General features: G+C 70.7%; 13 protein-coding genes and 1 pseudogene. 7 read left to right on the forward strand and 7 right to left on the reverse strand.

Features of this window, described 5'->3' with window-relative positions:
* Window positions 1-62: 62 nt before the first annotated feature.
* The 4 genes from VH969_RS25855 to VH969_RS25870 all read right to left on the reverse strand — a co-directional run bounded on the left by VH969_RS25855 (window position 63) and on the right by VH969_RS25870 (window position 2,881).
* Window positions 63-503, reverse strand: a complete 441-nt coding sequence (locus VH969_RS25855) for a response regulator (RefSeq protein ID WP_331978720.1) — start codon at window positions 501-503, stop codon at window positions 63-65.
* A gap of 121 nt (window positions 504-624) precedes the next feature.
* Window positions 625-1,614 carry an ABC-2 membrane transporter-related protein gene (locus VH969_RS25860; protein WP_331978722.1) on the reverse strand — a complete coding sequence of 330 codons (990 nt, stop codon included), beginning with the start codon at window positions 1,612-1,614 and terminating at the stop codon, window positions 625-627.
* On the reverse strand, window positions 1,611-2,492 hold the full coding sequence (locus VH969_RS25865) for an ABC transporter ATP-binding protein (protein ID WP_331978724.1): 882 nt from the start codon (window positions 2,490-2,492) through the stop codon (window positions 1,611-1,613). Before VH969_RS25865 ends, VH969_RS25860 begins: the two co-directional genes overlap by 4 nt.
* Window positions 2,489-2,881: a GntR family transcriptional regulator gene (locus tag VH969_RS25870; protein WP_331978726.1), complete on the reverse strand. Its 393-nt coding sequence runs from the start codon at window positions 2,879-2,881 to the stop codon at window positions 2,489-2,491. Before VH969_RS25870 ends, VH969_RS25865 begins: the two co-directional genes overlap by 4 nt.
* A 154-nt stretch (window positions 2,882-3,035) precedes the next feature.
* Between VH969_RS25870 and VH969_RS25875 the strand changes: the two genes are divergently transcribed.
* A complete protein-coding gene (locus tag VH969_RS25875; RefSeq protein WP_331978728.1) occupies window positions 3,036-4,595 on the forward strand; it encodes a sialidase family protein in 1,560 nt (519 codons plus the stop codon).
* Between the two features lie 87 nt (window positions 4,596-4,682).
* Here the strand turns inward: VH969_RS25875 and katG are convergent, their stop codons facing one another.
* Both katG and VH969_RS25885 read right to left on the reverse strand, forming a co-directional pair.
* Complete coding sequence (gene katG / locus VH969_RS25880; protein ID WP_331978730.1) at window positions 4,683-6,959, reverse strand: catalase/peroxidase HPI; 2,277 nt, start codon at window positions 6,957-6,959, stop codon at window positions 4,683-4,685.
* A gap of 16 nt (window positions 6,960-6,975) precedes the next feature.
* Window positions 6,976-7,410, reverse strand: a pseudogene (locus VH969_RS25885) (Fur family transcriptional regulator); the annotation flags it as partial.
* A 270-nt stretch (window positions 7,411-7,680) separates the two neighbouring features.
* On the opposite strand from VH969_RS25885, the gene VH969_RS25890 reads away from it, so the two are divergent.
* The 3 genes from VH969_RS25890 to VH969_RS25900 all read left to right on the forward strand — a co-directional run bounded on the left by VH969_RS25890 (window position 7,681) and on the right by VH969_RS25900 (window position 9,454).
* Window positions 7,681-7,854 (forward strand): CsbD family protein, encoded by a 174-nt coding sequence (locus VH969_RS25890; RefSeq protein ID WP_331978732.1) that lies wholly within the window; start codon window positions 7,681-7,683, stop codon window positions 7,852-7,854.
* 328 nt (window positions 7,855-8,182) lie between these two features.
* Complete coding sequence (locus tag VH969_RS25895; RefSeq protein ID WP_331978734.1) at window positions 8,183-8,377, forward strand: hypothetical protein; 195 nt, start codon at window positions 8,183-8,185, stop codon at window positions 8,375-8,377.
* 183 nt (window positions 8,378-8,560) lie between these two features.
* The gene (locus tag VH969_RS25900; protein ID WP_414638622.1) at window positions 8,561-9,454 is read left to right on the forward strand and encodes an aminoglycoside phosphotransferase family protein; all 894 of its coding nucleotides are present in this window, start codon (window positions 8,561-8,563) and stop codon (window positions 9,452-9,454) included.
* On the opposite strand, the gene VH969_RS25905 is transcribed toward VH969_RS25900, so the two are convergent.
* Window positions 9,396-10,625 (reverse strand): glycosyltransferase 87 family protein, encoded by a 1,230-nt coding sequence (locus VH969_RS25905; protein WP_331978738.1) that lies wholly within the window; start codon window positions 10,623-10,625, stop codon window positions 9,396-9,398. The two genes, VH969_RS25900 and VH969_RS25905, sit on opposite strands and share 59 nt — an antisense overlap.
* Before the next feature lie 321 nt (window positions 10,626-10,946).
* Between VH969_RS25905 and VH969_RS25910 the strand changes: the two genes are divergently transcribed.
* From VH969_RS25910 to VH969_RS25920, 3 genes are all read left to right on the forward strand, one after another.
* On the forward strand, window positions 10,947-12,203 hold the full coding sequence (locus tag VH969_RS25910) for a cupin domain-containing protein (RefSeq protein WP_331978740.1): 1,257 nt from the start codon (window positions 10,947-10,949) through the stop codon (window positions 12,201-12,203).
* Window positions 12,193-12,651, forward strand: a complete 459-nt coding sequence (locus VH969_RS25915; RefSeq protein ID WP_331978742.1) for a nitrile hydratase subunit alpha — start codon at window positions 12,193-12,195, stop codon at window positions 12,649-12,651. The genes VH969_RS25910 and VH969_RS25915 overlap by 11 nt, the downstream gene beginning before the upstream one ends.
* Before the next feature lie 404 nt (window positions 12,652-13,055).
* A complete protein-coding gene (locus VH969_RS25920; protein ID WP_331978744.1) occupies window positions 13,056-14,006 on the forward strand; it encodes a patatin-like phospholipase family protein in 951 nt (316 codons plus the stop codon).
* The last annotated feature ends 40 nt before the right edge of the window (window positions 14,007-14,046 follow it).

Raw genomic sequence — 14,046 nt, forward strand, 5'->3', positions numbered from 1 at the left:
TGCCGGGTGGTCCACCGACCACCCGGCACGCGCCCGGCGACGTCCCGTTTCGCCGCGTGGTGTCAGTCGGTGTGGGCGCGGATCACCGTGAGGTAGAAGTCGTCGAGCCTCTTGACGATGTCGACGAGCCGGTCGAAGTCGACCGGCTTGGTGATGTAGGAGCTCGCGCCCAGAATCACGCTGCGCACCAGGTCGGCCTCGTCCTGGGAGGAGGTGAGGATGACGACGGGGATGTCTCGCAGCCGCTCGTCCGCGGTGATCTCGGCCAGCACCGCGCGGCCGTCCAGCTTGGGAAGGTCCAGGTCCAGGAGGATCACGCCCGGCCGCGGCGCGTCGGAGTACGGCGGCTCGTTTCGCAGGAACCGCAACGCCGCCACACCGTCGCGCACCACGTGCAGTGTGTTGCCGACCTTGTAGTAGTCGAAGGTGTCCCTGGTGAACCACACGTCGCCGTCGTCATCCTCGACGAGAAGGATGTCGACGGGAGTCAGCGCGCCGGCCACGGCCAACCACTTTCCTCCCCCGGCCGCTCGGGCGCAACGGCGTCGGTGTCGAGCGTGGCCGCCGGCGGGGTGAGGAAATCCGTGATCCAGCGGGCGGAGACGACCTCCCGCGGCAGCGGGATCAGGACAGCTGACGCAGGCGCCGGAAGCAGTACCACGTGAGCAATGTGGACAGCGCCAGGAAGAAAGCCAGCTCGAGCCACTGCAGCGGCCAGAACCGGTAGCCCGGCTGGTACGCCACGTGCTGCGTGTACCCGTGCTCTCCCAGCCGCGCCATGCACTCGCCGATCGACCCCCGGTCCGGCGGCGGCGCGCTGCGGTCCGGCCTGGGCACGCAGCCCTGGACGAACGCGGGCAGCGGGGACACCGGGTTGCCCGACGGGTCGAGGGTCTCGTTGGCCAGCACCCACCCGCCGGCGGGCTCGCGGACCGAGATGCTCTCGATCACGCCCTGTTCGTTCCCCCGGATCCCCATGACGTTCGTGGGCGTGATCGAGACGTTCTCGTCCAGCGCGGGCAGCACATACGGGCGCACCAGGAACGGGACCGCCAGCATCACCGCGGCGAACACGACGAGCGTCACCGCCATGGCGGCCACCGTGCGGCGCAGTGCGATGCCGACCGCGACGCCGAGGACGAACGCGAACGCCGCGTACCCGATGGGCACGATGCCCCGCGCGGCGAACACCACCGGCGACATCCGGTTCAGCATGGGGCGGTCCGTGCCGGCGCTCGCCATCGCGTCGATCGGGCTGGCCCACCACGTGACGGCCAGGCTCAGCAGGCCCGCCGCCACCATCGCGGCCAGCACGCCGACCCCGAGCTTGGTCGAGAGCCACCGCTTGCGCGTGACGGTCTGGTTCCACACGAGACTGTGCGTTCCGGACTCAAGCTCGCGCGTGATCAGCGGCACGCCCCAGAACACGCCGACGACCGCCGGCAGCACGTACAGCGCCAGAATGGTGCCGCCGTACAGCAGGTCCTGGTCGGTGAGGTCGGTGCGGCCCACCAGCTTCGGCCCGGTGATCGCGAGGATCACCCCGATCACGACCAGGCCGGCGAACACCGACAGCGCGGGCACGCGGAACTGGCGCCAGGTCAGCCAGATCATCGCAGGACCTCCAGGGCGGGGCGGGTGGTGACCGGATTGCTCATGTACTCGAGGACGACGTCCTCGAGCGACAGCTGGCTGACCGTCCACGTGGGATCGAGGATCGGCGCCTCGGTGCGGACGACGACGGTCGTCTGCCGGTCGGTGTGGCGCGCGGAGATGACGCGCTGGTCGGACGGCAGCGCGTCGACGTCGCGGCGTGGTCCGGTCAGCCGGTGGTGCGTGGCGAGCAGCTCCTCGACGTCACCCGCGATCCGCACCTCGGAGTCCACCAGCACGATCAGCTGGTCGCAGACCCGTTCCAGGTCGGTGACGAGGTGGGACGACATGACCACGGACAGCCCGTGCGCGGCGACGGCCTCCATGAGGTCCGCCAGGAACTCCCGGCGCGCGAGCGGATCGAGCGCGGCGACCGGCTCGTCGAACAGCAGCAGCTCGGGCCGCTTGGCGATGCCGATCGTGAGCGCGAGCTGGGCGCGCTGGCCGCCGGAGAGCTTGCCGGCGTGCTGCGTCGGGTCCAGCCCGATCCGCTCGGCGCGCTCGTGCGCCAGGTCGTCGTCCCAGGCCGGGTTGAGCCGGGCACCGAGCCGCAGGTGTTCCTCGACGGTGAGCCCGCGGTAGACGGGCGCGTTCTGCGCGACGTAGCCGACCCTGGCCAGCTGCGCCGGACCGCTGCCCGGCACGCCGCCGCACACCTCGATCGTGCCGGTGGTCGGCTGGAGCATGCCGGACGCGATGTTCAGCAGCGTCGACTTGCCCGCGCCGTTCGGTCCGACGAGCCCCGTGACGTGACCGGGCTCGATCTCGAGCGTGCAGCCGGTCAGCGCCCACTTGCGCTTGTACCTCTTGCCCAGTCCCTGGGCACGCAGGACGGTCACGCTATGTCCTCTCTTGCGGAGTCGCGAAACGTGGACATCAGCAGGGCCTCGATGCTCTCCTCGTCGAGGCCGGCCCGGCGCGCCTTGGACAGCCAGCGGCGCAGGTCCTGCCGCAGCGGCCCGAGCACCGCCGGGGAGGCGCCGTTCAGCGTTGCCGTCACGAAGGTCCCCACCCCCGGCCGGGCCGCGACGAGGCCGTCGTGCTCCAGTTCGCGGTAGGCCTTGAGCACGGTGTTCGGGTTGATCGCGAGGTCCGCGACCACGTCCTTGACCTTCGGCAGCTGGTCGCCCTCGTCGAGCAGGCCGAGCCGCAGCGCGTGCCGCACCTGTTGGACCAGCTGCTGGTACGGCGAGAGGCCGGACCTGCCGTCCAGGTGAAACTCGATCACGAGCACCTCCATTTATCTAGCTACATAGCACTATAGCTAAACAGGAGGTGATGAGCCACTCCGTGGCCCCGCGAGGGGCTCACCGCCGCGGACGAGCCGTCCGCTCCGGGGTTCGAGGTTGTGCGTTGCCGCCCCGGCGTAGGAGCCTGGCGTCGTGAGCGCTGGGGAGGACTGGTTCGGCCGGCTCTATGCCGGCGGCTACCGGGAGCTGCTGCTCACCGCGTACGCGTTGCTCGAGGACCTGGCCGAGGCGGAGGCGGTGACCCGGGACGCGCTGGCCGTCGCCTACGGGCGGCGCGTCCGGCTCGCGCAGGAGGAGAGCCCGCTGGAGTGGGTGCGGGCGCAGGTCGTGCGGCGCGCCCGCAGGCGGCAGCGGTGGCGGGCACTGCCATACCGGCCGCCGGCGACCGACGGGGCGGCCGAGGCGATCCGGCTGCACCGCCTCGCCGGGCTGCCCCCGGCCACCATTGCGTCCATTGTGGATCGTCCGGTTGAGACTATCGAGGCCGAGGTCGGCGGAGCCGGTGCGGTTTCCTGGGTGAGCGTGCGGCAGCCGGTCGTGCGCTGGGTGCACGACCGCGCTGGGCAGCGCACGGCCCGCAGGCGGATGCTGGCCGTGGCGGCGGTCGCCGTCGTCGTCCTGGCGGTGGCCGTGCCGCTGCTGCGTGTCGGGCAGGCCGCGACCCCGCCCGCGGCGCCGCCCCCGTCGACCGCGTGGACGCCCCCGCCGGCCCCGGGCCAGCGGTTCGTCTTCGACGTGCAGTTCGCCGACGAGAACCATGCCTTCGCGCTGCGCGCGAACTGCCCGTCGTCCGACTGCGACCTCGAGCTGCTCGCCTCGGACGACGGCAGGAGCTGGACCTCGCGACCGGTACGCAAGCCCGCCGTGGCGGTCTCGATGATGGGCGGGCTCATCGTGCTCGGGCCGGAGGAGGTCGCGGTCGACTGGTACCCGGTCAGCCCGCCGGGCGACGAGACGTATCGCGTGCACACCTCCGACGGCGGGCAGACCTGGCGGCCGGTGTCCACCGAGCCGCGGCGCACGCTGTCCGAGATCCCACCCGGCGCGGCACTCGTGCCGGCCTGCTTCGGCGGCGCCGACCCGTGCACCGAGGCCGAGCCGTCGGTCGTGCTGCCGGGTACGGGGGAGTCCGCGCGACTCGCGTCGGCACCACCGTTGCGGCAGTCCTACCCGGGCCCGATGCCCCTGGCCGGAAACCAGTGGTGGATCGTCGGGATCGAGCCGCGTACCCGGAAGTGGGCGGTGGCGGTCAGCGACGACGACGGTCGCAGTTGGACGGTGTCATCGCTGATGGCACCGCGCGAGGATCTCAGCGACTCGTGGGCGGTGGTCGGCTACGGCGACGACCTGTACGCCTACGACAAGGCGGAGACCGGCGGCGACTACGCCATGATCGCGATCTTCCACAGCGGCGACGGCGGCGCGACGTGGCGGCGTACCCGCGGCCGCGCGCCCCTGCGGACGATGGACTCGCTGGTCGCCGCCGCCGACGGCACGCTGCTGACCACCAGCTCCGCCGGCCGCACGCTGGTCAGCCGCGACCACGGCCACACGTTCACCGAGACGGCCAAGCGCTACCACGGCTTCGCGTACTGGGCCGGCGCCGGCTACGTGTCGGCGTCGAGGCCCGAGCAGCAGATCATGTTCTCCCGCGACGGCCTGAGCTGGGACCGGCTGCACCTGAGCTCCTGACCCACCGCGACCCACGGCGATACTTCTACCTGCGCAAACGAGCCCGGCCGATCACGGTGGATGGCCGGGCTCGTCGGTGAGGCGGGATCAGGCGAGGTCGAAGCGGTCGAGCTCCATGACCTTGGTCCAGGCCGCGACGAAATCGCCAACGAACTTCTCGCGGGCGTCCTGGCTGGCGTAGACCTCGGCGAGGGCGCGCAGCTGGGAGTTGGAGCCGAAGACGAGGTCGACCGCGGTGGCGGTCCACCGCACCTCGTCGGTCGCCGAGTCGCGGATCTCGTAGACGTTCTCCTCGGACTCCGACACCTTCCACCGGGTACCCGGCGAGAGCAGGTTGGTGAAGAAGTCGGCGCTGAGCACGCCGGGCCGGTCGGTGAGGACACCGTGCCGGGTGCCGCCGTGGTTGGCCCCGAGGGCGCGCAGGCCGCCGACGAGGACGGTCATCTCGGGCACGGTCAGGTTGAGCATGTACGCGCGGTCGACCAGCAGCACCTCCGGCTGCAGCTTCTCGCCGGAACGCACGTAGTTGCGGAACCCGTCGGCGCGCGGCTCGAGGACCGCGAACGAGTCGACGTCGGTCTGCTCCTGGGTGGCGTCGGTGCGGCCCGGGCGGAACGGCACGGTCACCTCGACGCCCGCGTCGCGCGCCGCCTTCTCGACAGCGGCCGAGCCGGCCAGCACGATCAGGTCGGCGAGCGAGATCCGCGCGCCGCCGGCCTCGTTGAACTCCCGCTGGATGCCCTCGAGGGCATCCAGGACCTTCGGGAGCTCCTCGGGCTGGTTGACCTCCCAGCCGCGCTGCGGCTCGAGGCGGATGCGGGCACCGTTGGCGCCACCGCGCTTGTCGGTGGACCGGAAGCTCGCGGCCGCGGCCCAGGCCGTCGAGACGAGCTGGGTGGTGGTGAGCCCGGAGTCGAGGACCTTCGCCTTGAGGGCGGCGATGTCGGCGTCACCCACGAGCTCGTGGTCGACGGCCGGCACCGGGTCCTGCCACAGCTGTGCCTCGGCGACCCACGGTCCCAGGAAGCGGCTGACCGGGCCCATGTCGCGGTGCAGCAGCTTGTACCAGGCCTTGGCGAACGCGAGCGCGAACTCGTCCGGGTTCTCCATGAAGCGGCGCGAGATCGGCCCGTACGTCGGGTCGAAGCGCAGCGCCAGGTCGGTGGTGAGCATGGTCGGCTTGTGCTTCCTGGCCGGGTCGAACGGGTCCGGGACGATCTCCGGCGCGTCCTTGGCGACGTACTGCTTGCCGCCGCCGGGGCTCGTGGTCAGCTCCCACTCGTAGCCGAAGAGGATCTCGAAGAAGCGGTTGCTCCACTCGGTCGGCCGGTCGGTCCAGGTCACCTCGAGACCGCTGGTGATCGTGTCGGCGCCCTTGCCGCTGCCGTGCGTGCTGAGCCAGCCGAGGCCCTGCGACTCCAGCGGGGCACCTTCGGGCTCGGGGCCCACGTGGTCGTCGGCGATGCCGGCGCCGTGGGTCTTGCCGAAGGTGTGGCCGCCGGCGATCAGCGCGACGGTCTCCTCGTCGTTCATCGCCATCCGGGCGAAGGTCTCCCGGATGAAGTGGGCCGCGGCCATGAAGTCCGCGTTGCCGCGGGGTCCTTCGGGGTTGACGTAGATGAGGCCCATCTCGGTCGCGCCGAGCTCGGGCACCATCTCCGTGTCACCGGCGTAGCGCGCGTCGCCCAGCCAGTCGTCCTCCGGGCCCCAGAAGATCTCCTCGGGCTCCCAGATGTCCTCGCGGCCGAAGCCGAAACCGAAGGTCTTGAAGCCCATCGACTCCATCGCGACGTTGCCGGCCAGCACGAGCAGGTCGGCCCAGGAGATCTTCTGACCGTACTTCTCCTTGACCGGCCACAGCAGCCGGCGCGCCTTGTCCAGGTTGGCGTTGTCGGGCCAGCTGTTGAGGGGGGCGAAGCGCTGACCGCCGTCGCCGGCCCCGCCGCGGCCGTCGTGGATGCGGTAGGTGCCCGCGGCGTGCCAGCTCATCCGGATCATGAGGCCGCCGTAGTGGCCGAAGTCGGCGGGCCACCAGTCCTGGGACGTGGTGAGCACCTCGACGATGTCCTGCTTGAGGGCCTCCACGTCGAGCTTGGCGAACTCCTTGGCGTAGCTGAAGTCCTCGCCGAGCGGGTTGCTCTTCGACGAGTGCGCGCGCAACGCCGAGAGGTCGAGCTGGTTGGGCCACCAGTCCCGGGTGGTGCGCGGTCGGCCGCTCGTCGCCGACGCCGGCGAGTCGATCGCCGGGTTCTCGCTCTCGCTACCGTGCGCGGTCACGGAGTCGTGCGCGACCGGGCAGCCGGCCGCCGCCTTCTCGTCCACGCCCTGCGCGCTGGCGGGGGGAGTTGTGCTTGGGTCGCTCATCTGCTTCCTTCCGTGCTGGCGGACTATCGGTGGTGCGTGCGGCCGCGCAGTCGGGGCAGGCGCCCCAGTAGACGACCTCCGCCTCGTCGATCACGTAACCGTGGTCGTCCGAGGCGGTGAGACAGGGGGCGGTTCCGGCGGCGCAGTCGACGTCCGCGATCGCACCGCAGGAGCGGCACACGACATGGTGGTGGTTGTCGCCGACCCGCATCTCGTAGCGGGCGGTCGCGCCGGCCGGCTGGATGCGCCGCACCAGGCGGGACTCGGTGAGCGCCTGCAGCACGTCGTAGACCGCCTGGTGCGACACCGCGGGGAACTCGTCCCGCGCCAGCGCGATCACCGTGCGGGTGTCGACATGCGGGTGGTCACGCAGCGCGGTGAGCACCGCCAGGCGAGGCCGGGTCACACGCAACGAGATCGCCCGAAGCTGCGCCTCGAAGTCGGACGTCACCCGACGAACCTTAGATGCTTTCTGGAATGAGTCAAATTAACGTCCGTCACATCACCCACCCGGGCACCCGATCGAATCGCTCGCCGGGGGAAGCGGGCCGGCTCACCGGCCGGTGGGTTCGAGCACGTCGACCTGGCCCGGGCCGCGGGCAGGATGCGCACCCGGCCACATCGGCGGCGGCGACGGTGTCGAACGGAGAGGTTTGCATCGGGTGGCGGCGGGGCAGCCCGAGCGGCGAGCACGACAGCGCCGACAGAGCGGAGTGAGCGCATGGGTAACGACGACAAGTTCGAGGCGAAGGCCGACGAGTTGAAGGGCAAGGCCAAGGAAGCGGTCGGTCGCGCCACTGACGACGAGCGGCTCGAGGCCGAAGGCGAAACCGACCAGACGAAGGGAAACCTGAAGCAGGCGGCCGAGAAGGTCAAGGACGCCTTCAAACGCTGACAACCTCCGAACGAAGACAAAACGACGACAAACACAGACAAGACGAACAAGCACGACGGAGACGCCGGTGTCGCGTCTCCGTCGTTTCTCGCGGAGTGGGCCCCCGAACCGTCGCACTCCGCGCCCGCGCACGCCGAGCCGTCCGCGGGAAGCCGAACTCACCCGGTTCGGGTGAAGTTCCGCCGGACGGGCCGGGAGCAGAGTCGCCGGCGTAGCTCGCGCCCGTCGGGCACTGTTGCGCGGCCATCGGCACGCCGGGCGACTGCGTGGTGTGCGCTGCTCGCGACGAGCGGCGCCAGGCGTTCACGTCTGGCTTGCGGAGGGGCGCATGGAGACGGCGCAGGTCCCCGTCGACGTTCTGCCGGCAACTCTGCCGATCGTCGCGTCGCTCGTGTTTCTGGTCCCCTTGCGGTGGCGCGCTCCGCGGGCCGCGCCGATGGAAGCGATCCGCGTCGATCGCGACCGCGGTTTCCACGAAGGGGGCGCCGATCCGCGGGGTGAGGGCGCCGCGCTGGGCTACTAGAAAGCCGGCCTTTCGGAAGACAGACCGCGCGACCAACGGGAGCGTGTCGCATTGGCACAAATCTGGATCACGCTGTCGATCATCCTGCTGGCCCTGGTCCTCTGTGGCGGCTCTGTTCGAGCACGTCTTCGACGGCCGGAATCGGCTTGCCCCTGACGAGGCGTTGATGATCGGGTGCCCGTGATGAAGATGCATGCCGACGAGGCGCACACCGACGCCGAGCTCGTCCGCCGCCTGCTGCGCGGCCAGTTCCCGCAGTGGGCGGACCTGCCGATCGAGCGCATCGCCTCCGGCGGGACCGTCAACGCGGTCTACCGGCTCGGCGACGCGCTGTCGGTCCGGCTCCCGCTCACCACCCACGGCGTCGACGATCTGGAGTGGGAGCGGCGGTGGCTCCCGCGGCTCGCCCCCGTGCTGCCGGTCAGGATCCCGACCGTGGTGGCCGCCGGCGAACCGGCCGACGGCTACCCCTGGGCGTGGGCGGTGCACGAGTGGATCGCCGGCACCACGCCGGTCGAAGGCCGCCTCGCCGCGCCCGAGCAGCTGGCCCGCGATCTGGCTGCCTTCGTCATCGCCATGCGCCGGGTGAGCCTGCCCGGCAGCCCCACCGCCTACCGAGGCGGCTCGCTCGCCACGGTCGACCGGTCCACCCGGGCCGCGATCGACGAGCTACGGCACACCGACGAGCCTTTCGACGCCGACGCGGCCATCGCCGTGTGGTCGGACGCGCTCGCGGCCCCCGCCTGGACCGGGCCGCCCCGCTGGGTTCACTCCGACCTCATGCCCAGCAACCTGCTCGTCACCGACGGCAGGCTGACCGCCGTCCTCGACTTCGCGACCGCCGGCGTCGGCGACCCGGCCTGCGATCTCATTCCCGCCTGGAACCTGCTGACCCCCGCGGCGACGGCACTCTTCCGCGACGCGGTGGGCGCCGACGACGCCACGTGGGCGCGCGGGCGCGGCTGGGCGCTGTCCATGGCCGCCATCCAGCTCCCGTACTACCGCCACACCAACCCGATCATCTCCGCCAATGCCCGCCACGTGCTCCGGGCTGTCGGTGCTGCCCCGACCGGGTGAGCTTCGACGTGGTGGCGGCGACGTGGACCGGCCCGGAGGGCCTGACGGCGGCGTGGGCGACGACCGCGACCGCGGCGAACAGGTAGGCGTCGCCGGTCAGCAGGCGCCACGTGGTCCACGGGTCGGTGCTGTGCCACCACCAGTGCGGGGACAGGATGAACAGGAGCGTGCCGCCCGCGGCACCGGCGATCGCGGCGCGGGCCCGGGTGCGCCAGGCATCGACGCCGGCGGTGAGGAGGATCGGCGCGGCCCAGACCCAGTGGTGCGACCACGAGATGGGCGAGGCCGGTAGCGCGCCGAAGGCGTTGAGGCCCAGTGCCCAGGTCGGCCGCCGGGCGGCGAAGGCCCGGCGCATGCCGATGGCGGCCATGCCGACCAGCGCGACCGCGAGCACGAGCCACAACGCGCCCGGACCGAGGCCGAGGCGCACCAGCAGGGCCTTGATCGACTGGTCCGAGGCGAAGGTGATGCCGCCGATCCGGCGCGTGTCGAAGGCGGTCGCCGTCCAGTACCGCACGGAGTCACGCCAGGCGAGCAGGAACCCGACGCCTGTCACGCACAGGAACGACAGTGCGGCGGTGAGCGCTGCCCTGCGGTCGCCGCGGATCAGGAAGAACAGGACGAACGCAGCCGGCGTGAGCTTGATCGCCGCGGCGAGTCCGAGCAGCACGCCGCGGGGCCAGCGTGGTGTGCGGGTCAGGCAGTCCAGCACGACGAGCGCCATCAGCAGGACGTTGATCTGGCCGTAGTGCAGGGTCGAGCGGACCGGTTCCAGGAGCAGGGTCGCGGGCAGCAACGCCCAGACCAGGTGCCGGTGTGGCGGCACGTCGAGCGAGCGCAGTGTCACGGCCAGGACCAGTGCCAGCGCCGCGATCGTGAGAACCGTGATCGTGGCGCTGGCCAGCCCGAAGGGTATGAGCGCGAACGGCACGAACACGATGGCGGCGATGGGCGGGTAGGTGAACGGCAGGTGGTGCCTGCCGTAGCGCGGTGCGGGCAGCTGGCCATAGAGCTGGCCACGGTGCCGCCACACCGTGGCGCCGATCCGGTAGACGTCGAGGTCGATGCGGTAGACGTAGCCGCTGACGCCACCCCGCCGGAACGACAGCAGGAACCAGGCGACTACCGCGAGGTTCGCTACGGCCAGCCCGACGAGAGCAGGTCTTCGCACCCGTCCAATGTGCGCTTCTTCCGGTGACATCCGTGTTGGGAACCGCGACGGCGACAAGTTTTCGTACACCGATGCCGGCTGCCGATCGTCCCTTTCGGAAGTGAGAAACCAAACCGGATATCGCCGTGTGAATCAGTCCTGGCCGGACAAGTCAGATCGTAACGATCAAAGCGGGCGAAGCGACGAAAGTTAGGTCACTGACCTGTGTTTTCGGGTACGCGGAGTTCCTGTTCGGCTGGGCGGGCCGATTGATGTTGACGGGGATTCTCGGCGTTGGGGAGAGGCGGAGCGGTGGTTCGGGTTCACGCTGATATCGATCCCGTGCGCGGACATTCCCTGGGGCTCGATCGGTTGCTGCATCCGATCACCGCGGAGGAATTCCTTCGGACGGCTTGGGAGAAGGAGCCGCTGCTGATCGGCAGGTCTCAGCCGGCCTATTTCGAGGATCTGCCCGGTCTCGACGACGTCGACGAGTTGATCACCGCGACGACGGCCGGGCTGCGGATCTTCGGAGGTGGCGAGAACAGCCGGCGGTGGGCCGGAGACGGGTTGGTGCGCACCGGCGAAGGCCGTGTCTCGGAACGCGAAGTCGTGATGACGGCGGCGGGTGTGCCGGACATCCAGGACGTCTACCGCGCGTACCACGAGGGCTACACGATCGTTCTCAACGCGCTGCACCGCCGCTCGTCGAAGGTGGCGAACCTGTCGCGCGCCGTGGAGGCCGAGCTACATCATCCGGTCGGCGTGAACCTCTACCTGACGCCCCGCAACGCGCAAGGATTCGACCTGCACGTCGACACCCACGACGTCTTCATCCTCCAGTTGCACGGCACGAAGGAATGGCATGTCGCCGAGCCCGTTCGACGAATGCCGCTTGCCACGGAGAACGGCAGGCGCCCACCCGAGGACACGGTCCTTCGCACCCTGACGATCGAGCCCGGCGACTCGCTCTACATCCCGCGCGGGCACGCGCACCGCGCGGTGTCGACCAGCACGTCGTCACTGCATCTCACCGTCGGCATCCACGCCTTCTGCTGGGTGGACCTGATGGCGGAGGCACTGCGGCTGGCCGCCGACGAGGACTCCCGGTTCCGGACTGCCCTGCCCCCGGGATTCCTCGACCACGAGATCGATCCGCACACTCTCACCGGGCTCGGCGACCGGTTCGCCCGCGCACTGACCGACGAGTCCTTGGTCCGGCGTGCCCGGGAGAACCTGAGTGCGAGGTTGGTCAACGGCGGCAAGGCCGCGCCGGGCGGGCATATCCGCTCACTCGACGGCATAGCCCGGCTCACCGAGAAGTCGCTCGTCCGATGGACGCGGGTCATGCCCAGGCGGATCCGGACAGACGCGTCCGAGGTCACCATCGAGTTCGACGGAAACTTCGTGTCCGGCCCGCTGTTCCTCGAGGACGCGTTGCGCTTCGTCGCCGACCACGAGCATTTCCGGATCGGCGAGCTGCCGGCCATCGGCGACTTTCCCGCGACGGCGAAGACCGACCTGGTGTCGCGGCTCATCCGCGAGGGGCTACTCGTAATAGCGGACCACACAGTGGAAGGAAACTCTCATGCCTCCTGATGTCACGACACTCTCGGCGGACGCGCAGCGCCGTTTGCAGGACTGGCGGATCACCATGTGGGAACTGGATCCGCGGTACGAGGACAAGGGCCTGTTCGTGCTGGCCGCAATCGCGATGGCAGACCCCGAGTACCGGGCTCGGCTGATCGCCGACCCGCGCAGCGTGATGGCCGAGCTGGGCATCACCGTCGAGGTCGGCGAGAACACGACGATACGGTTCGTCGAGAACACCGCCGACTCCCTGACGGTCATCCTCCCGCCGGCCGTGGCAGAGGTGGCCCGGCCGACGAGCGTGGACGAGTACCTCGCTTCCCGGATCGTCAAGGTGAAGGCGTTCTTCCAGGACGACGCCAACTTCGATCCGCGCCTTCGCGGCGACGAGATCGATCGGCCGCCAGGCGACGGAACAGACAGCAGGTTCAACTTCGGCGACCCGCGGCGAGACTGAGCCACCCCTGCTCCTGGGTGCGCCGAGGGCGTCCGAGACCGGCTCCGCGCGAGCGATCCGGCCGCCGTGGACATCGGGGGAGCCGGCAGCTCAACTTCCATCGCGGCGACAACCGCTTTGCGGCGGAGCCGCTTACCCGGCTATCGTTCGCCCCGAGTTCGTTCGGGAGCGCTGCCACAGCGCACGAGCCAAGGAGGTGAGTCCGATCTTCGTTCACAGTCGGGTGCTCACCCCCTCACGCTGGAGCCGCTAGCGCTTCGCCGTCACCGGTCCTCGAGCACCCGCATCGCGGATGCCCGGAAAGGGACCAAGACATGTCGCAATTTCCTGAACCGCTGCCCGTGACCGGGGACGAAACCCGATCCGGCACGCCCGACTCGATGCGACGGAGGTCGCACCCACTGATGGGGCACGACGTTGCCCTGGTGATCGGTGGTGGTGGGGCTGCCGGAAATGCCTGGGCGATCGGTGTCATCGCGGGACTGGCCGAAGCCGGCGTCGATCTGGCGGAGGCCGCCGATCTGGTGGTCGGCACCTCGTCCGGTGCCACCGCCGCGGCGCACGTGCGCAGCGGCATACCGCCGGCCGAACTGCTGGCCTCGGTGCTGTCCGAGCCGGTTCGGCCGGTCGGCCAGCACCGGGAACGGCCGGCGTCCCGGCCGGCGTCTCCGCCGATGGCCCTGCCGATGGCCCTGCCCATGTCCACCGTCTTCGAGCGCATGAGGGCCATCGGCGCCGCCGCCACGTCGGCAGCAGAGCTACGACGTGCGATGGGCGCGTTCGGGTTGGAGAGCAACGCGAAACTCGCACCCGAGGCGGCGCAACAGCGGCGTGCGGTGGTCGCCGCCAGGTTGCCTCGCGCCGAATGGCCGGACCGGCCGATGATCGTGGTGGCCGTCGACGCGCATACGGGCGAGCTGGCCGCGTTCGACCGCGAGTCCGGCGTCGACCTGGTGGACGCGGTGACCGCGAGCACCGCGCTGCCCGGTGGTCCCACGCACCGCATCAACGGCACCCACTACATCAACGGCGGCGTGCGCTCCACCGACAACGCCGACCTGGCCGCCGGCCATGCGAACGTCGTGGTGCTCTCGCCCTTCGGCGGCCGAAGCCAGGCGCCACCGCGAGCGGGCCAGTTCGAGGGCCTGCGCAGGGAACCGGAATGGGGCACGGACCTGCCAAGCCAGGTCGCGGCCCTGCGCGAGCAGGGCAGCCACGTCGAGGTGATCACGCCGGACGCCGACTCCCGAGCCGCGATGGGCACCAACCAGATGGATCCGGCGACCCGCGTCCCCGCCGCCCGTGCCGGCTTCGCCCAAGGCAAGCGGGAAGCGACCCGCGTGACGTTCCGCTGACGACTGCACGCCGCCGGCCCAGCGCCACCCGGTGTCGCGC

Source organism: Actinophytocola sp. (assembly GCF_036555685.1).
GTDB lineage: Bacteria > Actinomycetota > Actinomycetes > Mycobacteriales > Pseudonocardiaceae > Actinophytocola.